The 24,267-nt window shown below is 60.4% G+C and carries 21 protein-coding genes and 5 tRNA genes; 17 read left to right on the top strand and 9 right to left on the bottom strand.

The window, feature by feature from the left end; genetic code table 11:
• Positions 1 to 10 precede the first annotated feature (10 nt).
• A complete protein-coding gene (gene xth / locus M0814_RS03815; protein ID WP_003226468.1) occupies positions 11 to 805 on the top strand; it encodes an exodeoxyribonuclease III in 795 nt (264 codons plus the stop codon).
• Between the two features lie 100 nt (positions 806 to 905).
• Entirely contained in the window at positions 906 to 1,733 is an 828-nt protein-coding gene (locus M0814_RS03810) for an arylamine N-acetyltransferase (protein ID WP_103484281.1), read from the top strand.
• Between the two features lie 2 nt (positions 1,734 to 1,735).
• On the opposite strand, the gene M0814_RS03805 is transcribed toward M0814_RS03810, so the two are convergent.
• Together M0814_RS03805 and M0814_RS03800 are read right to left on the bottom strand one after the other, a co-directional pair.
• Complete coding sequence (locus M0814_RS03805; RefSeq protein WP_103484282.1) at positions 1,736 to 2,068, bottom strand: BrnA antitoxin family protein; 333 nt, start codon at positions 2,066 to 2,068, stop codon at positions 1,736 to 1,738.
• Between the two features lie 3 nt (positions 2,069 to 2,071).
• Entirely contained in the window at positions 2,072 to 2,356 is a 285-nt protein-coding gene (locus M0814_RS03800) for a BrnT family toxin (RefSeq protein ID WP_103484283.1), read from the bottom strand.
• Positions 2,357 to 2,609: 253 nt separating this feature from the next.
• On the opposite strand from M0814_RS03800, the gene M0814_RS03795 reads away from it, so the two are divergent.
• A complete protein-coding gene (locus M0814_RS03795; protein ID WP_003226461.1) occupies positions 2,610 to 4,136 on the top strand; it encodes a nucleobase:cation symporter-2 family protein in 1,527 nt (508 codons plus the stop codon).
• 122 nt (positions 4,137 to 4,258) lie between these two features.
• Here M0814_RS03795 and M0814_RS03790 read toward each other — a convergent pair.
• Positions 4,259 to 4,334, bottom strand: a tRNA-Asn gene (locus M0814_RS03790).
• Between the two features lie 228 nt (positions 4,335 to 4,562).
• Here M0814_RS03790 and M0814_RS03785 point away from each other — a divergent pair.
• On the top strand, positions 4,563 to 4,793 hold the full coding sequence (locus M0814_RS03785; RefSeq protein WP_003226459.1) for a hypothetical protein: 231 nt from the start codon (positions 4,563 to 4,565) through the stop codon (positions 4,791 to 4,793).
• Here the strand turns inward: M0814_RS03785 and M0814_RS03780 are convergent.
• Together M0814_RS03780 and M0814_RS03775 are read right to left on the bottom strand one after the other, a co-directional pair.
• The gene (locus M0814_RS03780; RefSeq protein ID WP_003226457.1) at positions 4,790 to 4,990 is read right to left on the bottom strand and encodes a hypothetical protein; all 201 of its coding nucleotides are present in this window, start codon (positions 4,988 to 4,990) and stop codon (positions 4,790 to 4,792) included. The two genes, M0814_RS03785 and M0814_RS03780, sit on opposite strands and share 4 nt — an antisense overlap.
• A gap of 226 nt (positions 4,991 to 5,216) precedes the next feature.
• Positions 5,217 to 6,413, bottom strand: coding sequence for an amino acid aminotransferase (locus M0814_RS03775; RefSeq protein WP_103484284.1), 1,197 nt, complete (start codon positions 6,411 to 6,413; stop codon positions 5,217 to 5,219).
• Positions 6,414 to 6,750: 337 nt separating this feature from the next.
• Between M0814_RS03775 and uvrB the strand changes: the two genes are divergently transcribed.
• Positions 6,751 to 8,766: an excinuclease ABC subunit UvrB gene (uvrB, locus tag M0814_RS03770; protein ID WP_003226454.1), complete on the top strand. Its 2,016-nt coding sequence runs from the start codon at positions 6,751 to 6,753 to the stop codon at positions 8,764 to 8,766.
• Positions 8,767 to 8,880: 114 nt separating this feature from the next.
• Here uvrB and M0814_RS03765 read toward each other — a convergent pair whose 3' ends face one another.
• Together M0814_RS03765 and M0814_RS03760 are read right to left on the bottom strand one after the other, a co-directional pair.
• A complete protein-coding gene (locus M0814_RS03765; RefSeq protein ID WP_177434758.1) occupies positions 8,881 to 10,371 on the bottom strand; it encodes an MDR family MFS transporter in 1,491 nt (496 codons plus the stop codon).
• Between the two features lie 49 nt (positions 10,372 to 10,420).
• On the bottom strand, positions 10,421 to 11,470 hold the full coding sequence (locus M0814_RS03760; protein ID WP_103484286.1) for an HlyD family secretion protein: 1,050 nt from the start codon (positions 11,468 to 11,470) through the stop codon (positions 10,421 to 10,423).
• Between the two features lie 231 nt (positions 11,471 to 11,701).
• On the opposite strand from M0814_RS03760, the gene gltX reads away from it, so the two are divergent.
• The 10 genes from gltX (at position 11,702) to M0814_RS03710 (ending at position 17,677) form a co-directional block, all read left to right on the top strand.
• Positions 11,702 to 13,183, top strand: a complete 1,482-nt coding sequence (gltX, locus tag M0814_RS03755; protein WP_103484287.1) for a glutamate--tRNA ligase — start codon at positions 11,702 to 11,704, stop codon at positions 13,181 to 13,183.
• A gap of 203 nt (positions 13,184 to 13,386) precedes the next feature.
• Positions 13,387 to 13,462, top strand: a tRNA-Ala gene (locus M0814_RS03750).
• A gap of 79 nt (positions 13,463 to 13,541) precedes the next feature.
• A tRNA-Glu gene (locus M0814_RS03745) sits at positions 13,542 to 13,617 on the top strand.
• Positions 13,618 to 13,670: 53 nt separating this feature from the next.
• Positions 13,671 to 13,746: transfer RNA gene (locus M0814_RS03740), tRNA-Ala, on the top strand.
• A gap of 80 nt (positions 13,747 to 13,826) precedes the next feature.
• Positions 13,827 to 13,902, top strand: a tRNA-Glu gene (locus M0814_RS03735).
• Between the two features lie 181 nt (positions 13,903 to 14,083).
• Positions 14,084 to 14,623: a TetR/AcrR family transcriptional regulator gene (locus tag M0814_RS03730; protein ID WP_045122549.1), complete on the top strand. Its 540-nt coding sequence runs from the start codon at positions 14,084 to 14,086 to the stop codon at positions 14,621 to 14,623.
• 30 nt (positions 14,624 to 14,653) lie between these two features.
• A complete protein-coding gene (locus M0814_RS03725; protein ID WP_103484402.1) occupies positions 14,654 to 15,487 on the top strand; it encodes an alpha/beta fold hydrolase in 834 nt (277 codons plus the stop codon).
• Positions 15,488 to 15,533: 46 nt separating this feature from the next.
• Positions 15,534 to 15,983: a thioesterase family protein gene (locus M0814_RS03720; RefSeq protein WP_103484401.1), complete on the top strand. Its 450-nt coding sequence runs from the start codon at positions 15,534 to 15,536 to the stop codon at positions 15,981 to 15,983.
• A gap of 169 nt (positions 15,984 to 16,152) precedes the next feature.
• The gene (locus M0814_RS03715; protein ID WP_003226441.1) at positions 16,153 to 17,112 is read left to right on the top strand and encodes a tRNA-dihydrouridine synthase; all 960 of its coding nucleotides are present in this window, start codon (positions 16,153 to 16,155) and stop codon (positions 17,110 to 17,112) included.
• Between the two features lie 121 nt (positions 17,113 to 17,233).
• Positions 17,234 to 17,677, top strand: coding sequence for an Hsp20 family protein (locus M0814_RS03710; RefSeq protein WP_003226440.1), 444 nt, complete (start codon positions 17,234 to 17,236; stop codon positions 17,675 to 17,677).
• Between the two features lie 48 nt (positions 17,678 to 17,725).
• On the opposite strand, the gene M0814_RS03705 is transcribed toward M0814_RS03710, so the two are convergent.
• Positions 17,726 to 21,004 carry a PAS domain S-box protein gene (locus M0814_RS03705; protein ID WP_003226438.1) on the bottom strand — a complete coding sequence of 1,093 codons (3,279 nt, stop codon included), beginning with the start codon at positions 21,002 to 21,004 and terminating at the stop codon, positions 17,726 to 17,728.
• Between the two features lie 68 nt (positions 21,005 to 21,072).
• Positions 21,073 to 21,963 carry a LysR family transcriptional regulator gene (locus M0814_RS03700; protein ID WP_007969232.1) on the bottom strand — a complete coding sequence of 297 codons (891 nt, stop codon included), beginning with the start codon at positions 21,961 to 21,963 and terminating at the stop codon, positions 21,073 to 21,075.
• 141 nt (positions 21,964 to 22,104) lie between these two features.
• Here M0814_RS03700 and leuC point away from each other — a divergent pair, with 141 nt between their 5' ends.
• Together leuC and leuD are read left to right on the top strand one after the other, a co-directional pair.
• A complete protein-coding gene (gene leuC, locus M0814_RS03695; RefSeq protein ID WP_095136733.1) occupies positions 22,105 to 23,523 on the top strand; it encodes a 3-isopropylmalate dehydratase large subunit in 1,419 nt (472 codons plus the stop codon).
• A 12-nt stretch (positions 23,524 to 23,535) separates the two neighbouring features.
• Positions 23,536 to 24,180, top strand: coding sequence for a 3-isopropylmalate dehydratase small subunit (gene leuD / locus M0814_RS03690; protein WP_103484400.1), 645 nt, complete (start codon positions 23,536 to 23,538; stop codon positions 24,178 to 24,180).
• Positions 24,181 to 24,267 lie beyond the last annotated feature (87 nt).

Genomic DNA, 24,267 nt, shown 5'->3' with positions numbered 1-24,267 from the left:
AGTCTGGACGATGAAAAACCTGCGGATCGCCACGTTCAACGTCAACGGCCTGCGCGCACGCTTGCCGAACCTGCTGGAGTGGCTCAAGCGCGAGCAACCGGACATCGCGTGCCTGCAGGAACTCAAGTCAGTCGACAGTGCATTTCCTGTAGCTGAACTTGAAGCCGCCGGTTATGGCGCGATCTGGCACGGTCAGGCGTCATGGAACGGGGTGGCGATCCTCGCCCGTGATGCGCAACCGCTGGAGAGCCGCCGCGGCCTGCCGGGCGATCCCGAGGACAAGCACAGTCGTTATCTGGAAGCGGCGGTGCACGGGGTATTGGTCGGCTGCCTGTACCTGCCCAACGGCAACCCGCAGCCGGGGCCGAAGTTCGACTACAAACTGGCCTGGTTCGAGCGCTTGATCCGTTACGCCAAGGATCTGCAAGGCAGCGATCATCCGGTGGTGCTGGCCGGCGATTACAACGTGGTGCCCACCGACATGGACATCTACAACACCCGCTCGTGGCTCAAGGATGCGCTGCTGCAACCCGAAAGCCGCGAGTGTTATCAACGGCTGCTTGATCAGGGCTGGACTGATTCGCTACGCCATCTGTATCCCGACGATCGCCTCTACACGTTCTGGGATTACTTCCGTCAGCATTGGCAAACCAACTCTGGCCTGCGCATCGATCATCTGCTGCTCAACCCGGCACTCAGCCCGTATCTGCACGAGGCCGGTGTAGACGCCTGGGTGCGCAACGAACCGCACGCCAGCGACCATGCGCCGACCTGGATTCGCATCGGTTCGCGCAAACGTCGGTAACGTTGATTGGCGAAATCAATTGTCGGAATCGGCGCCCAATCCCGTATACATGTCGGCCAGCGGCGCAGCGATCCGCGGCCACATGCAAAAGGACTGAGCAATGAGCGAGCCACGTCTGGCGAATCCGACGTTGTACCTGCAACACCTGGGCTTCGATGCCCCACCGGCACCGACGCTGGAAACCCTGCGGCAGTTGCAGTTGCGCCATACCGGCGTCTTTCCCTTCGAGAATCTGTCGACGATCACGGGCGCACCGGTACTGATCGATCTGGCGTCGGTCGAACAAAAAGTTCTCCACGGTGGCCGTGGCGGTTACTGCTACGAACTGAACAATCTGTTTCTGGCGTTATTGCTGGAGCTGGGCTTCGACGCCCGTGGCATCTCCGGGCGTGTGGTGCTGGCGCAACCCGAAGGCACGTGGACGGCGCGTACCCATCGCTTGAGCCTGGTAATCATCGATGGCGAGCGCTACATCACCGACGTCGGCTTTGGCGGTATGGTGCCGACCGCGCCGCTGCTGCTCGATACCGAGGCTGAACAGGCGACGCCGCACGAGTCCTATCGCATCGAGAAACAGGCCGATGGCTACATGCTGCGCGCCAATGTCGCCGGCGAATGGCGCGCGATGTACCTGTTTGATCTGCAACGCCAGGAAGACATCGATTACACCCTCGGCAACTGGTACGTATCGACTCATCCCGAATCACCGTTTGCTCAGCGGTTGATGGTTGCGCGCACCGGCGATGGCTGGCGCCGGACCCTGAACAACGGCAGTTTCGCGATTCATCATATGGGCGCCGCCAGCGAGCGACACGAGGTGGCGGATGTCGCTGAACTGCTTGAAGTGCTGGAGCAGGAATTCGGCCTGCGCGTGCCTGACCAGCCGCATGTGCGCCAGTCGCTGGCGCGGATGCTCGTACCGGCCTGATCTCAGGGCTTGACCTCCGGTTCCAGTACCCGGCGGATTTCCCCGACCGCCGCCGACAGCTTTTTTTCCAGACTCTTGAGGTCGGCGGCGGTGATGCCTTTCTTGAATTGCCCGGAGTGGGGCGGCTCGACCTCCTGCTTTTTGCTGCCAGCCTCCAGCAGGGCATGGCGCAGGGTGTTGTTGATCACGGTCTGATAACCGAACCCTTCGTTTTCCGCCACGCTGCGGGCGGCTTCGATGACCGCGTCATCGAGCATGATGGTGATGCGGGTTTTGCCCTTGGTGGGCGCCAAGGCTCCGCGTTTGCCCTGCGAGAAGTCGTATTCGTCTTTCATCGTTCAAGCCTCCTGAAAATAAGCGCAACGCTCGCTCGGTGTGGCGACACGTGCAGAAATGATTCGTACGACGTTGGCTTCGCGATAACTGTACGCAACCACCAGCAAACGTCCTTTGCCATCGAGACCGAGGGTGATCCAGCGCTGTTCGTCATGGTCGTTGTCCTCGATCGTCAGCGCGCGTTCGTCATGAAAGACCGGCTCGGTCTCGGCAAGGCTGACGCCTCTGTGCTTGAGTTTGTTGGCTGCGTTCTTGCTTTTGTCGTACTGAATTTCGAATGACTTCATTATGCATACTTTATATGTATAAAAAACAGCGCCAGTACACCGCTGGTCGCCATGAACACTTCAGCCTAGTGCGATAAAAATCGTGGGCAGGAGGGGATGTGTTGCCGGATTTGTGGGAGATGGGGGTGGCGAGATAGAAGCTTGGGTGGCTACCTATCCATTATGTGACTGATAAGTTGTATACAACTCTATGGACATTTGTCACGAGTATTGAATACAGTGTGCGCATAACAAAAACCAGGGAACCCCCCACATGAAAACGCCCCATGTTTCACACCAACGGCCCGAGGACGAAAATCTCGGGGTCGGCGCGAATATGGCTTACGGCCTGCAACATGTTCTGACCATGTACGGCGGTATCGTTGCGGTGCCGCTGATCATCGGCCAGGCGGCCGGGCTGTCGCCGGCGGACATTGGTTTGTTGATTGCTGCTTCATTGTTTGCGGGGGGGCTGGCGACACTGCTGCAAACCCTGGGTCTACCGTTTTTTGGCTGTCAGTTGCCGCTGGTGCAGGGCGTGTCGTTCTCCGGTGTGGCGACCATGGTCGCGATCGTCAGCAGTGGCGGGGAGGGCGGCTTCCAGTCTGTGCTGGGCGCGGTGATTGCCGCGTCGTTGATCGGCTTGCTGATCACCCCGGTGTTCTCGCGAATCACCAAGTTTTTCCCACCGCTGGTAACCGGCATCGTGATCACTACCATCGGTCTGACGCTGATGCCGGTGGCCGCGCGTTGGGCCATGGGTGGCAACAGCCATGCGCCGGACTTCGGCAGCATGCAGAACATCGGTCTGGCGGCGGTGACGCTGGTGCTGGTGTTGCTGTTGAGCAAAGTCGGCAGCTCGACCATCTCGCGTCTGTCGATCCTGTTGGCCATGGTGATCGGCACGATTCTCGCGGTGTTCCTCGGCATGGCGGATTTCTCCGGTGTCGCCCAAGGGCCGATGTTCGGCTTTCCGACGCCGTTTCACTTCGGCATGCCGACTTTCCACTTCGCCGCGATCCTGTCGATGTGCATCGTGGTCATGGTGACGCTGGTGGAAACCTCGGCGGACATTCTGGCGGTCGGTGAGATCATCGGCACCAAAGTCGACTCCAAGCGCCTGGGCAACGGTCTGCGTGCGGACATGCTGTCGAGCATGTTTGCGCCGATCTTCGGTTCGTTCACCCAGAGCGCCTTCGCGCAGAACGTCGGGCTGGTGGCGGTGACCGGAATCAAGAGCCGTTATGTCGTGGCCACCGGCGGTGTTTTCCTGGTGATCCTCGGCCTGCTGCCGTTCATGGGGCGGGTGATCGCTGCGGTGCCGACGTCAGTGCTGGGCGGCGCCGGTATCGTGCTGTTCGGGACGGTGGCGGCGAGCGGGATTCGCACGCTGTCGAAGGTCGATTACCGCAACAACGTCAACCTGATCATCGTCGCGACCTCGATCGGCTTCGGCATGATCCCGATTGCCGCACCGAACTTCTACGATCATTTCCCGAGCTGGTTCGCGACCATTTTCCACTCGGGCATCAGCTCGTCGGCGATCATGGCGATTGTGCTGAACCTGACTTTCAACCACTTCACTGCCGGCAACTCGGACCAGCAGTCGGTGTTTGCCGCAGCGGAAGAGCGCACCCTGCGTTATCGCGACCTGGCGGCGCTGCGGGAAGGCGATTACTTCAGCGACGGCAAGCTGCACGATTGCGATGGCAAGGAAGTGCCGGTGATCGAGGTGGATGCCGATCATGACCACGGTCACGGTACGCCGAAGCCCCAAGTGAAGAGCAGCGAACACGTCTGATCGCTGAATGCATGAAAAGGGCCGATCTGTTGTGAGACAGATCGGCCCTTTTCGTTTCGCAGCAGATTTTCCATCGCCCACAAAAAAGCCCCTGAATCTTTCGATTCAGGGGCTTTGCTATTTGGCTCCACAACCTGGACTCGAACCAGGGACCCAATGATTAACAGTCATTTGCTCTACCAACTGAGCTATTGCGGAATTGGTGCGTATGTTACTGATTCAAAAAGAGAAGTCAAGCACGGGATATAAAATTTCTGGTTTGAGCAGGACGGACGGTGCTTTGTCAGCGATTAGCGATTACCAGAACCGCCTCACAGGTCTACCATGGCTGCCCGGAAGTGGTCACACGCGCTGCCGGCCATTCGCCGAAAAGGTACGCGCCATGATTCAAACCGTTCTGATTTCTCTTTCACGCGAGGTGTTCGTATGAGCGTCACGCAGATCAGCCTGCCTAAAGGCGTCGGCCCGCACGCCGAGAAACTCTTCGACGCGATTACCCAGGCCAGCACCGCTGAGGAGTTGAACCGCGCCGGCGGCAAGGCCGAAGGTTTCGTGCTCGGCCTGGAAAGCACCAAGGCAATCAAAAGCCAGATCGCCGAATCGCTGTACGTCGCCTATGACGACGCAGCCAGTCAACGTGCGACGGAACTGGCTTAACCGCCGAAAGTGATGGTGCCGAGCATCAGCTTGGCATACGCCGCGGTGGCGGCCAGTTGCACCAGCCACAAGGCCAGGCCACCAAGGAACACGCCCGCTGCGACTTGCAGCACCAGGCTCTTGTCGCGCTTGGCCGTGGTGCGAGGGATGAAATCATCCAGATCGTCTCGGTCGGCGCGCAGGTTGTCGTTTTTCATTTGGGTTCTCACAGAATTCCTGGATGTATACGAAATCTGTGGGAGCGGGCTTGCTCGCGAAAGCGTCGGGTCAGTCGCCATGATCTTTGGCTGATACACCGCTTTCGCGAGCAAGCCCGCTCCCACACTTCAGATTTGTGTGCAGTTTAGAGGGAATGTTGCATTCCTTCGGACAAATAAAAAACGGGAAGCCCCAAGGCTTCCCGTTTTTCATTGCCAGGCGAAATCAGATGACCTGAACGATCGCATCCGTTACCGCTTTGATGTTGCTCTGGTTCAGTGCCGCGACGCAGATGCGGCCGGTGTCCAGGGCGTAGATGCCGAACTCGCTGCGCAGGCGGTGCACCTGTTCAGTGGTCAGGCCGGAGTAGGAGAACATGCCGCGCTGACGGCCGACGAAGCTGAAGTCACGCTGCGGGGCTTTCTCAGCCAGCAGGGCGACCATCTGCTCGCGCATGCCGCGAATGCGCAGACGCATTTCTGCCAGTTCGGCTTCCCACTGGGCGCGCAGTTCCGGGCTGTTCAACACAGCGGCGACGATGCTTGCACCGTGAGTTGGCGGGTTGGAGTAGTTGGTGCGGATCACACGCTTGACCTGCGACAGCACGCGCGCGCTTTCTTCTTTCGATTCGCTGACGATCGACAGGGCGCCAACGCGCTCGCCGTACAGCGAGAACGACTTGGAGAACGAGCTCGAAACGAAGAAGGTCAGGCCCGATTCAGCGAACAGGCGCACAGCCGCCGCGTCTTCGTCGATGCCGTCGCCGAAACCCTGGTAAGCCATGTCGAGGAATGGCACGTGACCTTTGGCCTTGACCGCTTCCAGAACGTTTTTCCAGTCAGCCGGGCTCAGGTCGACGCCGGTCGGATTGTGGCAGCAGGCGTGCAGCACAACGATCGAGCCGTTCGGCAGGGCGTTGAGGTCGTCGAGCATGCCGGCACGGTTCACGTCGTGGGTGGCAGCGTCGTAGTAACGGTAGTTCTGCACCGGGAAGCCAGCGGTTTCGAACAGTGCGCGGTGGTTTTCCCAGCTCGGGTCGCTGATCGCCACGACAGCGTTCGGCAGCAGTTGCTTGAGGAAGTCGGCACCGATTTTCAGTGCGCCGGTACCGCCGACAGCCTGAGTGGTGACGATGCGACCGGCAGCGATCAGCGGCGAGTCGTTACCGAACAGCAGCTTTTGCACCGCTTGGTCGTAGGCCGCGATGCCGTCGATCGGCAGGTAGCCACGGGAGGCGTGCTGAGCAGCGCGAATGGTTTCGGCTTCGATCACCGCGCGCAGCAGGGGAATTCGCCCCTCTTCGTTGCAGTAAACACCTACACCCAGGTTGACCTTGGTGGTCCGGGTATCGGCGTTGAATGCTTCGTTGAGGCCCAGGATTGGATCGCGGGGTGCCATTTCGACAGCGGAGAACAGGCTCATTATTACGGCGGCTCTGAATGGAGAGTGGAGGGACGTGTCGCGCTCCAGCCGAATGCACTAGAGCGGTGCACAAACGGGGAGCTAGTATAGAGGCCATCACTGAGCAATGGCGACAGGCGATTCAGCTTTTCAGGCAAGTTTTTCCGATTATTTCTTGACCGTTAGTCGATTGACTCTGTCAGAGACTTTACCGGATGTAGGACGTTTGCCTTGAAAGGCGAGGCAATCGGCTCCACATTGAGCACAATCTTCGTTTTTCCTTGGGCGACAACGGTCGTTTGCGGTCATCCCCGTGGCTCGGCTGTTTTCTGCGCGAGCCGCGATCCCAGAGGTGTGTATGTCCGAATTCCAGCTAGTCACCCGCTTCGAGCCCGCCGGCGATCAGCCTGAAGCCATCCGCCAATTGGTGGAGGGCATCGAAGCCGGGCTGGCGCACCAGACGCTGCTCGGTGTGACCGGCTCGGGCAAGACCTTCAGCATCGCCAATGTCATCTCGCAGGTACAGCGCCCGACGCTGGTGCTGGCGCCGAACAAGACCCTCGCCGCGCAGCTGTATGGCGAGTTCAAGGCGTTCTTCCCGAACAACGCGGTCGAGTATTTCGTTTCCTACTACGACTACTACCAGCCCGAAGCCTATGTGCCGTCGTCCGACACCTTCATCGAGAAGGACGCGTCGATCAACGACCACATCGAGCAGATGCGCCTGTCGGCGACCAAGGCGTTGCTCGAACGCAAGGATGCGATCATCGTCACCACGGTGTCGTGCATTTACGGTCTCGGTAGCCCGGAAACCTATTTGAAGATGGTGCTGCACGTCGATCGCGGCGACAAACTCGATCAGCGCGCCTTGCTGCGGCGTCTGGCCGATCTGCAATACACCCGCAACGACATGGATTTTGCCCGGGCGACGTTCCGGGTGCGCGGCGATGTGATCGACATCTATCCGGCGGAGTCCGATCTGGAAGCGATCCGCATCGAGCTGTTCGATGACGAGGTCGAGAGCATTTCCGCGTTCGACCCGCTGACCGGCGAAGTCATCCGCAAGATGCCGCGCTTCACGTTTTACCCGAAGAGTCACTACGTGACGCCGCGCGAGACCCTGCTCGACGCCATCGAGCACATCAAAGTCGAGTTGCAGGAGCGCCTCGAATACCTGCGCAGCAACAACAAACTGGTCGAGGCCCAGCGCCTCGAGCAGCGCACCCGTTTCGACCTGGAAATGATCCTCGAACTGGGTTACTGCAACGGCATCGAAAACTACTCGCGCTACCTGTCCGGGCGCCCGGCCGGTGCCGCGCCGCCGACGCTGTATGACTATCTGCCGGCCGACGCCTTGCTGGTGATCGACGAATCCCACGTCAGCGTGCCGCAAGTCGGCGCGATGTATAAGGGTGACCGTTCGCGTAAGGAAACCCTGGTCGAATACGGCTTCCGCTTGCCTTCGGCACTGGACAACCGGCCGATGCGTTTTGACGAGTGGGAAGGGGTGAGCCCGCAGACCATTTTCGTCTCGGCGACCCCGGGTAATTACGAGGCCGAGCATGCCGGGCGCGTGGTCGAGCAAGTGGTGCGTCCGACCGGTCTGGTCGACCCGCAGGTTGAAGTACGTCCGGCGCTGACTCAGGTCGATGACCTGCTCTCGGAAATCACCAAACGCGTGGCGGTCGAGGAGCGGGTGCTGGTCACTACGCTGACCAAACGCATGGCCGAAGACCTCACCGATTACCTCGCCGACCACGGCGTGCGCGTGCGTTATCTGCACTCGGACATCGACACCGTCGAACGGGTCGAGATCATCCGCGACCTGCGTCTGGGCACCTTCGATGTGCTGGTGGGGATCAACCTGCTGCGTGAAGGTCTGGACATGCCGGAAGTGTCGCTGGTGGCGATTCTCGACGCGGATAAGGAAGGCTTTCTGCGTTCCGAGCGCTCGCTGATCCAGACCATCGGCCGGGCGGCGCGGAACCTCAATGGCCGGGCGATTCTTTACGCTGATCGCATCACCGGCTCGATGGAGCGGGCGATTGGCGAGACCGAGCGTCGTCGCGACAAGCAGATCGCCTTCAACCTGGAAAACGGCATCACGCCGAAGGGTGTGTTCAAGGACGTCGCCGACATCATGGAAGGCGCCACCGTGCCCGGCTCGCGCAGCAAGAAGCGCAAGGGCATGGCCAAGGCTGCCGAAGAAAGCGCCAAGTACGAAGCCGAACTGCGCTCGCCGAGCGAAATCACCAAGCGCATTCGGGCGCTGGAAGAGAAGATGTATCAGCTGGCGCGGGATCTGGAATTTGAAGCGGCGGCGCAGATGCGCGATGAGATTGCCAAGTTGCGCGAGCGGCTTTTGGCGGTTTGATCTCTGTTGCCTGATCTGGCCTCTTCGCGAGCAGGCTCGCTCCCACATAGGAATTGTGTCGCTCACAAATCCCCTGTGGGAGCGAGCCTGCTCGCGAATGGCGGCAACGCGGTCTTAATGAGACTCCCCAGCCTTCAACCCCGCCGGCAATTTCCTGGTCAACAAAATCGCCAGCATGCTGATCCCCAGCGCAATCCCGACGAAGTGAAACGCATCGTTATAGGCCATGATCAGCGCCTGCTGATGCACGATCTCGCTCATCTTTCCCAGCGCCGCGGTGTCGCTGCCAAACCGGTCGGTCATTGAGGCCATGCGTTCGGCCACTTGCGGGTTGGTCGGCACAATCGACTCACGCAGATAATCGAAGTAGGTCTTGGTCCGCGCATCCAAAAGCGTGGCGAGCAGGGCAATGCCGATCGCACCACCCAGGTTGCGCAGGATGTTGAACAGACTCGATGCCGACCCCGCGTCCTGCGGCAGGATGTACGCCGTGGCGATCAGCGAAATGGTGACCATGATCAGCGGCTGACCCAGCGCGCGGATGATCTGGATCTGATTGAACTGCGGCCCGGCGAAATCCGGGTTGAGCACCCCCGAAGAAAAACTCGCCAGCCCGAACAAGCCAAAGCCAAGGGTGCACAGCCACTTCGGCGACACGAACTTCATCAGCTTCGGCACCAGCGGAATCAGGAACAGCTGCGGCACGCCCATCCACATGATCACTTCGCCGATCTGCAGGGCGTTGTAGTTCTGGATCTGCGCCAGGTACAGCGGCAGCAGATAAATCGAGCCATACAAGCCGACGCCCATACCGAGGCTGGAAATGCTCGACAGGCCGAAGTTGCGATTGCGCAGAATGCCGAGGTTGATCAGCGGATTGGGTTTGGAAATCTGCACGATGACGAAGGTGATCAGGCTCAGCAGGGCAATGCTGCCCAAGGTCACGATCAGGTTCGATTCGAGCCAGTCCTTGCGGTGGCCTTCTTCGAGAAATACCTGCAGACAACCGAGGCCGACACCCAGTGTGAGAATCCCGGTGTAGTCGGTGCTTTTCAGCAGTTCCCAGTGCGCTTCCTTCTTTTCCAGCCCGTACATCAGCCCGGCGATCATGATCAGCCCCGGCGGGATGTTGATGTAGAAAATGTATTCCCAGCCCCAGTTTTCCGTGAGCCAGCCGCCGAGTGTCGGGCCGATGGAGGGGGCGAAGGTCGCGGTCATGGCGAACATCGCCATGCCTTTGGCGCGGTGGTGTTCGGGGAGTTTGATCAGGGTCAGGGTGAACGCCAGCGGAATCAGCGCGCCGCCGGTGAAGCCTTGCATGGCACGAAAGACGATCATGCTTTCGAGGCTCCAGGCCATCGAGCACAGCAGCGATGACGCCAGGAAACCCAGCGACACCCATACCGCCAAGCGTCGCGCCGAGAGCAGCTGCACCAGCCACGCGGTCAGCGGGATCATGATGATTTCCGCGACCAGGTACGAGGTGGAAATCCACGAGCCTTCTTCCAGCGTCGCCGACAGCGCGCCCTGAATGTCCTTGAGCGAAGAGTTGGTGATCTGAATGTCGAGCACTGCCATGAAGGCGCCGAGCATCACGCTCATCACCGCGATCCAGTCCCGCCGGGTCGGTTCGCCGACCGGGCGGATCAGCGAATCACCGGCCATTGTCTGGGGCGTCTTTGATATTCACGGTGGCGGTGACCGACATGCCCGGGCGGATCTTGCCGTGCAGCGGGTTGTCGGCCTTGAACGTCAGTTTCACCGGAATTCGCTGCACGACTTTGGTGAAGTTGCCGGTGGCGTTGTCCGGCGGCAGCAGGCTGAACTGCGCACCGGAGGCGGCGAACAGGCTGTCGACCCGTGCTTCGATCGGCCTGTCACTGTAGGCGTCGAAGGTCAGCTCGGCTTTCTGTCCGGGCTGCATGCGGCCGATCTGGGTTTCCTTGAAGTTGGCCTGCACCCAGATGTCTTCATCGGGGACGATCGACAGCAGATACGCGCCAGCCTGCACCACTTGGCCATTGCGTGCGGCACGCTGGCCGACCATGCCGCTGATCGGCGCGTGGATTTCGCTGCGGGTCAGGTTGAGTTCGGCTTGCGCCAGATCGGCGCGGGCGTTGGCGATCTGCGCGTCGAGGCGTTTGATCTCGGCAGTCAGTGCGTTGACCTGCTGGCGCTGGCTCTGTGCATCGGCCTGGGCCTTGGCCACTTGCGAGCGGGCGATATGGGCGTCAGCGGAGAGAGTGGTCACCCGCTCCTCGGAAACGTAACCGGGTTTGCGCAAGGTTTCGGCGCGCGACAAATCGACCTGCGAGCGGCCCAGCGTGGCCTGCGATGCGGCGACTTGTGCGTCACTGGAGGCGATCAGACTGGCCTGCTGAGTCAACTTGCTCTGCGCCTGCAAACGCTCGGCTTCGCGGGTGGCGAGGGCGGCGTTGGCGCGATCGACGGCCAGGCGGAAATCAGCGGGTTCAAGGCGCACCAGCAACTGGCCCTTTTCCACATGCTGGTTGTCCTGCACCAGCACTTCGTCGATGCGTGCGCTCAATTGGCTGGAAACGCGGGTGATCTCGCCCTGGACATAGGCGTTATCGGTGCTTTCATAAAACCGGCCCTTGAAAAACCAATGGGCGAAGAAGCCCCCGGCAATCAACAGAACCAGCAGCAGGAAAATAAACAGGCGACGCTTGAGTTGGGCAGGCATGAGGCAAACTGTAGTCGAGGAATTGTAAGGAAAGTTCTCTGCGGCTGAATCTGGCATACAGCCGATAAACGGTAAATGCCAATGGCTGATATTCGGCCCGTCACCACGGTCTATGGGCGTTACAGACGCAAACTTGGCTTAAATGCCCTGTCCGCTGGAGCGGGGCGGGTGTCGCCTGTTACCATTCGCGGCTTGATTGTTCTTTGCTTTTCATTCTTTTCGAGACATGCCATGACCACCGTCCGCACTCGCATCGCGCCATCGCCTACCGGGGACCCCCACGTAGGTACCGCTTACATCGCATTGTTCAACTACTGCTTTGCCAAGCAGCATGGCGGTGAGTTCATCCTGCGCATCGAAGACACCGACCAGTTGCGTTCGACCCGCGAGTCCGAACAGCAGATCTTCGACGCCCTGCGCTGGCTGGGGATCGACTGGAGCGAAGGCCCGGACGTTGGCGGCCCGCACGGTCCGTACCGGCAGAGCGAGCGTGGCGATATCTATCAGAAGTATTGCCAGCAACTGGTCGACATGGGTCACGCATTCCCGTGCTTCTGCACCGCTGAAGAGCTGGACCAGATGCGCGCCGAGCAGATGGCGCGCGGCGAAACCCCGCGTTACGACGGCCGCGCTTTGCTGCTGTCGAAGGAAGAAGTCGCGGCCCGTCTGGCGGCTGGCGAACCGCACGTGATCCGCATGAAAGTGCCGACCGAGGGCGTCTGTGTGGTGCCGGACATGTTGCGCGGCGATGTCGAGATCCCGTGGGATCGCATGGACATGCAAGTGCTGATGAAGACCGACGGCCTGCCGACGTATTTCCTCGCCAACGTGGTCGACGACCACCTGATGGGTATCACCCACGTGCTGCGCGGCGAAGAATGGCTGCCGTCGGCGCCGAAACTGATTCTGCTGTACGAATACTTCGGCTGGGAACAACCGGAGCTGTGCTACATGCCGCTGCTGCGTAACCCGGACAAGAGCAAGCTGTCCAAGCGCAAGAACCCGACCTCGGTGACGTTCTACGAGCGCATGGGCTTCATGCCGGAAGCGATGCTCAACTACCTCGGTCGTATGGGCTGGTCGATGCCGGACGAGCGCGAGAAGTTCTCGCTGCAGGAAATGGTCGACAACTTCGACCTCAAGCGCGTGTCGCTCGGCGGGCCGATCTTCGACATCGAGAAACTGTCGTGGCTCAACGGCCAGTGGCTGCGTGACCTGCCGGTGGAAGAGTTCGCCGCACGCGTGCAGAAGTGGGCGTTCAACTCCGAATACATGATGAAGATCGCACCGCTGGTGCAGGGTCGCGTGGAAACCTTCAGTCAGGTTGCACCGCTGGGCGGCTTCTTCTTTGCCGGTGGCGTGAACCCGGATGCCAAGCTGTTCGAGTCGAAAAAGCTCTCGGGCGATCAGGTGCGTCAACTGATGCAACTGATCCTGTGGAAGCTGGAAAGCCTGCGGCAGTGGGAGAAGGACAACATCACCGCAACGATTCAGGCAGTGGTCGAATCCCTCGAGCTGAAATTGCGTGACGCGATGCCGCTGATGTTTGCCGCGATCACCGGGCAGGCCAGTTCGGTGTCGGTGCTCGATGCAATGGAAATCCTCGGCCCGGACCTGACCCGTTTCCGTCTGCGCCAGGCGATCGACCTGCTGGGCGGTGTGTCGAAGAAAGAAAACAAAGAGTGGGAAAAGCTGCTGGGCGCGATTGCCTGAGCACGTCTGACTCTGCAGTAACCACCGAAGGCCGGGATCGTTTGATTCCGGCCTTCGGCGTTTTTCCCCCGGATTTTCGGGGGGAGGGCGGTAAGTGATTGTTATGCCGACAAAAAACTTTGAAATTTTTCAAAAATAAGTTTGACAGGCTTTCGATACGCCCTTAAGATTCGCCCCGTCCTCAGCGATGACATCAACGATGAGGGGCTATAGCTCAGCTGGGAGAGCGCTTGCATGGCATGCAAGAGGTCGACGGTTCGATCCCGTCTAGCTCCACCAATTTACACTTCGAAGCCTGGCCACACCGGCTCCGAAGCGATCAACACTCAGCGTTGATCAGTTGTATAGAAGGGTTTGCGTCCCCTTCGTCTAGTGGCCTAGGACACCGCCCTTTCACGGCGGTAACAGGGGTTCGAGTCCCCTAGGGGACGCCAGTTTTACAGAAGTGATGTTGCAAGATGTCACTCCGCCGCGAGGCGAAAAATCCGGGGCTATAGCTCAGCTGGGAGAGCGCCTGCATGGCATGCAGGAGGTCAGCGGTTCGATCCCGCTTAGCTCCACCAATTTACAGTTCAAGGTCTGGCCACACCGGCCTTGAATCAGATCAGATCTCAGCACTGATCAGCTGTATAGAAGGGTTTGTGTCCCCTTCGTCTAGTGGCCTAGGACACCGCCCTTTCACGGCGGTAACAGGGGTTCGAGTCCCCTAGGGGACGCCACGATTACCCGCTCTGCGGGATTTATAAGGGTCATTCAATTATTGAATGGCCCTTTTGTTTGTCTGGCATTTGGCCAAATCTCCTTTTTCCTTACACTGTGCTTCAGACCAGCGGTCATATCCTCGACTTGCAGAATATTATTATGCGAATAATATTCTAGTCGTAATATTCGGAGGCAACGATGAACGATAAAAAAGCTCAAACCCGCGAACGCATCCTCAAGGCTGCCAGCGCCGCACTGATCCAGCGCGGCCCGGCAGATCCCAGCGTGGGCGAAGTGATGGGCGCCGCCGGCCTGACCGTCGGAGGTTTCTACGCGCACTTCGAAAGCAAGGACGCCATGATGCTCGAGGCGTTCAAGCAATTGCTGGGGCGTCGACGCGACTTGATTGCCGACATGGACTCCGAGCTGACCGGCGAAGAGCGTCGCGCCTTGGTCGCTGCGTTCTACCTGTCGCGCAAGCATCGGGATTCCAGCGATGCCGCGTGTCCGATTCCGGCTTCGATCGGCGAGCTGGGACGTTTGCCGGAGTCGTTTCGCATCGCGCTGAACGAACACCTGGAACTGATGATTGCGCAGTTGGCGTCCAGCCCCGAGGACACCGACAAAGCACTGGCCGATGTGGCGTTGATGGTGGGTGGTCTGGCGTTGGCACGCGCGCTGGGCCCGGGCGATTTATCCGATCGATTGCTGCGCGCTGCCAAGTCGGCGGTGCGTTGACCTGAAGGCAACTCGCCTGAGGAGAGAGCGATGAACACGTTGAAGTGGGTTCGTGGCGTTAATGGCACCTTGGGCTGGATTGCACCGCAGCGGGTAGCAAGCAAAATGCGTCAGGCGTTCATGACGCCACGTTCGCTGCCGCTGCGCGATTGGGAGCTGCCGCTGCTGGCGAGCGCCGAACGCATCACGCTGCGTTTCGGCCTGTCGGCGCTGCGCTGGGGCCAGGGACCGGCGGTGCTGTTGATGCACGGCTGGGAAGGGCGACCCACGCAGTTTGCGGCGTTGATCACCGCGCTGGTCGAGGCCGGTTACACCGTTGTCGCGCTGGACGGCCCGGCCCACGGCCGCTCACCGGGGCGCGAGGCCAATGTCGTGCTGTTCGCTCGCGCCATGCTTGAGGCTGCCGCTGAACTGCCACCTCTTCAGGCCGTCATCGGCCACTCGATGGGCGGCGCCAGCGCCATGCTTACCGTGCAACTGGGCCTGCGCACCGAAACCCTCGTCAGCATCGCAGCTCCCGCGCGGATTCTCGGCGTGCTGCGCGGTTTTGCCCGCTATGTCGGCATGCCACCGCGGGCCCGCTCGGCGTTCATCCGCCAGGTCGAGCAAGACGTCGGCATGCGTGCCGCGACCCTCGATGTTGCGCACTATCAACTGGATATGCCAGGCCTGATCGTGCATGCCGAGGACGACACCTTCGTCTCGGTCAAGGAATCGCAACTGATCCACGAATCATGGTTCGACAGTCGTCTGCTGCGCCTGGAAAGCGGCGGCCACCAGCGAGTGTTGGCCGACCCTCGGGTGGTTGATGGGGTGTTATCACTGTTGGCGGGGCGCAGCCTTCAGGCGCGGCAATCGGCCTGACATCCGTTACACTGCCCCGGTTGAATAATCTGACCGGGAGTGGGGCATGGGCTGGGATCGGGCAACGCCGTTCACCATTGATCTGCAAGTAGGCGCCGAGGACATCGACGGGCTGGGCCACGCGAACAACGCGGTGTACGTGACCTGGCTCGAACGCTGCGCCTGGCGCCACTCGCAGCGGCTGGGGCTGGATCTGGTCGAGTACCGGCGTCTGGACCGGGCGATGGCCGTGGTGCGCCACGAAATCGATTACCTGGCGGCGGCCTACGAAGGCGACGAGCTGCAACTGGCGACCTGGATCGTCGATTGGGATCAGCGCCTGAAAATGACCCGCCACTTCCAGCTGATCCGCCCCAGCGACAACGCCACCCTGCTGCGTGCCCAGACCACATTCGTCTGCATCGAGCTGTCCAGCGGCAAGCCCAAGCGCATGCCGGCGGAGTTCATCGAGGGTTATGGCCCGGCGATCCAGAAACTTGAGACAGTGCAGCTCTAATGTGGGAGCGAGCTTGCTCGCGAAAGCGGTGGGCCAGTGACGGTTGCATCAACTGATACACCGCTTTCGCGAGCAAGCTCGCTCCCACAGGAAAGAGTGTTGTTCTGCGGATTTGCGCGATATCCAGTAAACTGCCGCACGTTTTTTCTTCCTGAGTAGTGTTTTCCCCATGCAAATTGCCCTGGCGCCCATGGAGGGGCTGGTCGACGACATCCTGCGCGACGTGCTGACCCGCGTTGGCGGCATCGACTGGTGCGTGACCGAATTCATTCGGATCAACGATCAGTTGCTTACCCCGGCCTACTTCCACAAGTTCGGCCCGGAGCTGCTCAACGGCGCCCGCACCCGTTCCGGCGTGCCGCTGCGTGTGCAATTGTTGGGCTCCGATCCGGTGTGCCTGGCGGAAAATGCGGCGCTGGCCTGTGAGCTCGGCTCGGAAGTCATCGACCTGAACTTCGGCTGCCCGGCCAAGACCGTCAACAAATCCCGGGGCGGGGCGGTGCTGCTCAAGGAGCCGGAACTGCTCAACAGCATCGTCGAACACGTGCGTCGCGCCGTGCCGGCACATATCCCGGTCACCGCGAAAATGCGCCTCGGTTTCGACAGCCCGGACGGCTCGCTGGTCTGCGCCACTGCGCTGGCCGAGGGCGGCGCCGAGCACATCGTGGTTCACGCCCGGACCAAGGTCGATGGCTACAAGCCGCCGGCGCATTGGGAGTGGATTCCGCGGGTGCAGGACGTGGTCAAGGTGCCGGTGTTCGCCAACGGTGATATCTGGAGCGTCGAGGACTGGCGCCGCTGCCGCGAGATCAGTGGCGTCGAAGACATCATGCTCGGTCGCGGTCTGGTATCACGCCCGGATCTGGCCCGGCAGATCGCTGCCGCGCGCGCCGGTGAAGAAGTGGTCGAGATGAGCTGGGCCGAGTTGCTGCCGCTGATTCAGGACTTCTGGCTGCAAGCCAAGGCGCAGATGACTGCGCGCCAATCGCCGGGTCGCTTGAAGCAATGGCTGGCGATGCTGACGCGCAATTATCCCGAGGCCACCGAGCTGTTTACTGTGCTGCGTCGTGAGACAGAACCGGATCAAGTCTCGCGTTTGCTCGGTTTGCCCGTCGCCGAAGCGGCCTGAAAAAAATCTTCAAATAATCTCTTGAAATCATTTTGGCGGTCCCTATCTAAGGGGTACGCGATGCCGAATTCGGGTCGCGGAGTCAAAAAACCTTGCTGATTGTTTTCAGGAGATTTGAACCATGAGTACTGCATTTTCCCTGGCACCACTGTTCCGTTCCTCGGTTGGTTTCGACCGTTTCAACGATCTGTTCGAAACCGCGCTGCGCAACGAGCCAGGCAGCACCTACCCACCCTACAACGTGGAAAAACACGGTGACGATCAATACCGCATCGTCGTAGCGGCAGCCGGTTTCCAGGAAGAAGACCTGGAGCTGCAAGTCGAGAAGGGTGTGCTGACCATCAGTGGCGGCAAGCGTGATGCCAACGAAGGCGTGACCTTCCTGCATCAAGGCATTGCCCAGCGTGCTTTCAAGCTGTCCTTCCGCCTGGCCGATCACATCGAGATCAAGGCCGCCGATCTGAGCAACGGTCTGCTGAGCATCGACCTGTTGCGGGTGATCCCGGAGGAAGCGAAAGCCAAGCGCATCCCGATCAGCGGAGCGCAAAAGCCGGCTCTGCAGTAAGGCCGAGCAGGAAAAAAGGGCGCCACTGGCGCCCTTTTTTTGTGCTCGTCATTCGAGCATCTTTTTCAACGCCTCCAACGCCACCGGCCGACTGTGCAGATAGCCCTGATACAAATGGCAACCCAGCCCTTGCAGGAACGCCAGTTGCTCCGGCGTCTCGACACCTTCGGCAATCACCTCCAGTTCCAGGCTGCGGGCCATGGCGACGATGGCGCGGATGATCTCGGCGTCGTTGGGGTCGGTGGTCGCGTCGCGGATGAATGACTGGTCGATTTTCAGGGTGTCCACCGGCAGGCGTTTGAGGTAGGTCAGCGATGAATAGCCGGTGCCGAAATCGTCCATGGCGAAGCTCACGCCAAGTTTTTTCAGGCGGCGCATTTTGCTGATGGTGTCTTCCAGGTTCTGGATGACGATGCCCTCGGTGATCTCCAGTTTCAGCAGCGAGCAGGGCAGGCCGTGGCTGCTCATGCTGTGTTCGATGCGTTCGACGAAGTCGTTCTGGCGGAACTGGCGTGGGCTGATGTTCACGCACAGGCTGAAGTTGAACGGATCGACCAGTTTCAAGGCAATCAGCTGTTTGAACGCCTCGCAGGCCTCGTCGAGGATCCAGGTGCCGACTTCCAGAATCAGACCGCTGTCTTCCAGCACCTTGATGAACTCGGTGGGCGATTGCGCGCCGAGTTCCGGGTGATTCCAGCGCACCAGGGCTTCGGCGCCAATGATGCGGTTGTCCCGCGCATCGACCTGCGGCTGGTAGTGCACGTTGAATTCGCCACGGGACAACGCCAGACGCAGATCGGTCTCCATGCGCAGCCGTTCGCTGGCCGCCTTCTGCATGGTGTTGTGGTACATCTGCGTGGTGTTGCGCCCGGAGTCCTTGGCCCGGTACAGGGCAATGTCTGCGCGCTTGAGCAGATCGGTCGGGGTCGAGCCGTGATCGGGAATCAGTGCCACGCCGATACTCGGCGTCACTTGCAGGCGCTGGCCGTCGAGGAACATCGGCTCCGACAGCAGTTCGCGAATGGTGTCGGCCAGTTCCCGCACTTGTGCACTGACCTCGTTGCGCGTGCCTTCCAGACCGCTGAGCAGCACCACGAATTCATCGCCGCCGAGACGTGCCACCGTGTCTTCCATGCGCACGCTGGCTTCAAGCCGCGCAGTGACGATTTTCAGCACCGTGTCGCCGACCGGGTGGCCGAGCGAGTCGTTGATGTGCTTGAAGTGGTCAAGATCGAGGAACAGCAGCGCGCCGCGCAGATTGTGGCGCTTGAGCAGGGCGATCTGCTGGCTCAGGCGATCCATCAGCAGGGCGCGGTTGGGCAGATTGGTCAGCGGGTCGTGATAGGCCAGGTGACGGATCTGCGCTTCAGCATTTTTCAGCAGGCTGACGTCCCGGGCGGTCAGCAGCAGGCATGCGGTTTCGTTGAGGGTGATCGGTTCGATCGACACTTCCACGGTCAGCAGTTCGCCGCGCTTGTTGCGCCCGAGCATTTCCTGATGATGCACGCGGCCTTTGATCTGCAGTTCGGCAAACAGCGCCGAGCGTTGTTTCTCTTCGGCCCAGATGCCGATCTGGTACACGGTTTTGCCCACCACTTCTTCCGCGCGATAGCCGGTGAGGCGGCAGAAACCGTCGTTGACCTCAAGATAACGCCCGGTGTCGCGCTCGGTGATGGTGATCGCATCGGGGCTGGAGTGAAACGCTTTGGCGAATTTCTCTTCGCTGGCCTTGAGTGCGGCTTCGGAGCGCTGCTGCTGGGTGATGTCGCGCAAAGTGGTGACGATGCACGGCTGATTGCCAACGCTGATCTGTCGGCTGGAAATCACACAGGTCAGCGACTGGCCGTCCTTGTGCTGGACGATGATCGCGACATTGCTCAGGCCCTGTTCGCGGATCACCCGCTCGATGCGTTGCAGGCTTTTCGCCGAGGCGTCCCACAGGCCGATGTCTTCGGCGGTGCGGCCGATCACGTCGGCGGCGCTCCAGCCGAAGGTCTGGGTGAAGCTGTTATTGATTTCGATGAACTCGCCGCTGTCCTGGCGCGTGACGCAGATCGGATCGGGGCTGACCTGGAACAACGTGGCGAATTTCTCTTCCGAGGCCACCAGACGTTGCTCGCGCTCGACCTGATCGGTGATGTCCAGCAAGGTCCCGGCCATGCGCAGCGGCGCGCCGTTCTCGTCGCGATAGAGGCGGGCGCGGCTTTCCAGATAGCGTGAGCTGCCATCCGGCAATTGCACGCGGTAGGTCAGTTGATAATTGCCCGCCGGGCCTTCGCGCAGGCTGCGGTAGGCGTCGCGCATGCTGTCGCGTTCTTCGCCGGGCACGCCTTCAAAGAACTCTTCGAACGACTCGTGAAACGGGATCGGCTCCAGCCCGTGCAGTTGCGCGGCCCGTGCCGAGCCATAGAGCATGCCACTGGGGATGTGCCAGTCCCAGGTGCCGAGCTGCGCCGAGTCCAGCGCCAGATCGAGGCGTTCCTGGCTGTCTTTCAAGGCGTGTTCGGCAGCTTTGCGTTCGGTGGTGTCGAGAAAGGTGCTGAGCAGATACGGCTGGCCTTCGAGTTCGACCTTCTGCGCGCTGAGGATGCCGTCATGAATCTGCCCGTTGCTGGCGCGGAACTGCACTTCCATGCTGATCAGTTCGCCCTTGGCCTTGGTCCTTTTCACCAGTTCTGCGCGTTGCTCCGGGTGCACCCACAGGCCCAGCTCCAGGGTGGTGCGGCCAATGGCGCTCTGTACCGGCCAACCGAACAGGCTTTCGAAATATTGGTTGGCCTCGGTGATCAGACCGTCTTCCTGGCGCGTCAGCAGCACCATGTTCGGGCACAGGTGAAAGAGTGTGGCGAAACGTTTCTCCGAGCTGCTCAGAGCCTGCTCGCGTTGGCGCTGGTGGGTGATTTCGCGAATCACCCCGATCATTCGAGGACGCCCCTGTTTGTCCGGTAGCAGACTGCCGCTGATTTCCAGCCAGTGCAGACTGCCATCGGGCCAGCGGATGCGGTGGTGCATCGCCTGTTCCAGCGGTGCTCCGGCAATCACCGCGTGGAATGCCCTGACAGTTTTCGCCCGGTCCTCGGGCGGTAGCAGGTCGAGGTATTCCAGATCCTGCGGCAGCGGTTGCCGTGGATCGAAGCCGAACAGCGCCTGGGTGCCCCGTGACCAACTGATCTGCCCGCGCTCGATGTCCCAATACCAGGCACCGAGCCGGGCGCCGTTGAGCGCGGCGAGCAATTGCGGCGCACTCTCCCAGCTCTGCTCGGAACGTCGCGGATCAATGGCCTGAATACGCGGCATCGGCGGAATTCGGTCAACAGATTTGGGCATTGTTAACGGGCCTTGAGCTGATGGTGGCGTTAGGCACAGGGACAGCGGCTCTGTAGGAGTAGCACAAGTTAGCCCGGAGTCCCTGGCAGATCGATTTGCGCATCCAGCAAAGCCATGAAGGCCCTTGCTGCATTCGACAGCGTCCGTTCGGTGTGCACGATATAGCCTAGCTGGCGACTGAGCTGTATGCCCGGCAAAGGTATGCGCGCGACCTGTTCATCAAGCATGGTGCGTGGCAGAACACTCCAGGCCAGACCGATGGAGACCATCATCTTGATGGTTTCCAGGTAGTTGGTGCTCATGGCGATGTTCGGCGTCAGCCCTTGGGCTTCGAACAAACGTTGGACAATATGATGAGTAAAGGTGTTGCCTCCGGGAAAAACCGCCGGATGACCGGCAATATCCGCCAGACTCACCGCGCCGTTGCTGATCAGCGAATGCTCCGGCGCCACCACAAAATCCAGCGGGTCGTCCCACACCGGCGTGGCTTTGACCAGCGTGTGCGGCTCTGGCGCCAGGGTGATGACTGCCAGTTCAGCGCGGCCATGGAGAATTTCCTCGTAGGCCACTTCCGAATCGAGGAACTGAATATCCAGCGCCACTTGTGGGTAGCGGCGGGTGAATTCCCTCAATAGCGGCGGCAAACGGTGCAGGCCGATGTGGTGACTGGTGGCCAGGGTCAGCCGGCCGCTGACTTCGCCAGTCAGGTTGGTCAGGGCGCGGCGGGTGTCGTCCAGCACGTTGAGAATCTGGTACGCCCGGGGCAGCAGGGCGCGGCCGGCCTCGGTCAGACCGACTTCACGACCCAGTCGATCGAACAACCGCACCTTCAGTTGTTGCTCCAGTCCGGCGATGCGTTTGCTGATCGCCGGCTGCGTCAGATGCAGGCGTTCCCCGGCGCCGGAGAAGCTGCCGGTCTCGGCGATAGCGATAAAAGCATTGAGGTTGGCCAGATCCATGGTTCGTATTCCAGTTGGTTATCCAAAGCATAAAAAATATGAATTTGAGTTATTTAATGTAACGCCATAGGATCGGCCTCACAAGCCAAAGGGTTATTGATAAGCCCAAGGCATAGAAACAAGCTGATGAGGAACCGTCTGATGGCCGGCAAAACGCTCTACGACAAGCTCTGGGATTCGCATTTGGTCAAACAGCGCGACGATGGCTCGGCGCTGATCTACATCGATCGTCACATCATCCACGAAGTGACCTCGCCGCAAGCCTTCGAAGGCCTGCGTCTGGCCGGGCGCAAGCCTTGGCGCATCGATGCCAACATCGCGACCCCGGACCACAACGTACCGACCACGCCAGAGCGCAAGGGCGGCATCGAAGCGATTGCCGACCAGGTCTCGCGTTTGCAGGTTCAGACCCTCGATGACAACTGTGATGAGTACGGCATTGTCGAGTTCAAGATGAACGACATCCGTCAGGGCATCGTCCACGTGATCAGCCCGGAGCAGGGCGCAACCTTGCCGGGCATGACCGTGGTCTGCGGTGACTCGCACACCTCGACCCACGGCGCTTTCGGTGCCTTGGCGCACGGGATCGGCACTTCCGAGGTCGAGCACGTGCTCGCCACCCAGTGCCTGGTCGCGAAGAAAATGAAGAACATGCTGGTGCGCGTGGAAGGCCAATTGCCGTTCGGCGTGACCGCCAAGGACATCGTTCTCGCGGTGATCGGCAAGATCGGCACCGCCGGCGGTAACGGCCATGCCATCGAGTTCGCCGGCAGCGCGATTCGCGATCTGTCCGTCGAAGGCCGCATGACCATTTGCAACATGTCCATCGAAGCCGGCGCCCGTGTGGGTCTGGTGGCTGCGGACGAAAAGACTGTCGAGTACGTCAAGGGCCGCCCGTTCGCACCGAAAGGCGCGCAGTGGGATCAGGCGGTTGAAGCCTGGAAAGACCTGGTCTCCGACGCCGACGCCAAGTTCGACACCGTGGTTGAACTCGACGCGGCGCAGATCAAGCCGCAAGTCAGCTGGGGCACCTCCCCGGAAATGGTCTTGGCCGTTGACCAGAACGTGCCGGACCCGGCGAAAGAGATGGATCTGGTCAAGCGCGATTCGATTGTCCGCGCCTTGAAATACATGGGTTTGACTGCCAATCAGGCGATCACCGACATTCAGCTGGATCGTGTGTTCATCGGTTCCTGCACCAACTCGCGTATTGAAGACCTGCGCGCTGCGGCCGTGATCGCCAAGGGTCGCAAAGTCGCTTCGACGATCAAGCAGGCAATCGTCGTACCGGGCTCGGGTCTGGTGAAGGCGCAGGCGGAAGCCGAAGGTCTGGACAAGATCTTCCTCGAAGCCGGTTTCGAATGGCGTGAGCCGGGTTGCTCGATGTGCCTGGCGATGAACCCGGACCGTTTGGAGTCCGGCGAGCATTGCGCCTCGACCTCCAACCGTAACTTCGAAGGCCGTCAGGGTGCCGGTGGCCGTACCCACCTCGTGAGCCCGGCCATGGCCGCTGCGGCGGCGGTGAACGGTCGTTTCATCGACGTTCGTGAATTGATCTAAAAGGAGCGCAGCATGAAAGCTTTTACCCAGCACACTGGTCTTGTCGCGCCTCTGGATCGTGCCAACGTCGACACCGACCAGATCATTCCCAAGCAGTTCTTGAAGTCGATCAAGCGCACCGGTTTCGGCCCGAACCTGTTCGACGAGTGGCGCTACCTGGATGTCGGCCAGCCGTATCAGGACAACTCCAAGCGCCCGCTGAACAAGGACTTCGTGCTCAACGCCGAGCGTTATCAAGGCGCCAGCGTGTTGCTCGCCCGCGAAAACTTCGGGTGCGGCTCCAGCCGTGAACACGCCCCGTGGGCGCTGGAAGAATACGGTTTCCGCAGCATCATCGCGCCGAGCTACGCCGACATCTTCTTCAACAACAGCTTCAAGAATGGCTTGTTGCCGATCATCTTGAGCGACGCTGAAGTGGATGAGCTGTTCAAGCAGGTCGAGGCTAATCCGGGCTACCAGTTGCAGATCGATCTGCAGGCGCAGACCGTGACCCGTCCGGATGGCAAGGTGTTGAGCTTCGAGATCGACGCGTTCCGCAAGCATTGCCTGCTCAATGGTCTGGACGATATCGGCCTGACCTTGCAGGACGGTGATGCGATTGCGGCGTTTGAGGCCAAACATCGTGTGAGTCAGCCGTGGTTGTTTCGCGACGCATGATTGATTCGAGATTGATGTAGTCAGGGCTGACCTCTTCGCGAGCAAGCCCGCTCCCACAGGGGAATGTATTTCAAATGTGGGAGCGGG

Origin of the sequence: Pseudomonas sp. MWU12-2020 (genome assembly GCF_023100605.1) — a bacterium.
Lineage (GTDB): Bacteria > Pseudomonadota > Gammaproteobacteria > Pseudomonadales > Pseudomonadaceae > Aquipseudomonas > Aquipseudomonas fluorescens_H.
This window is presented reverse-complemented; position numbering and strand designations above follow the sequence as displayed.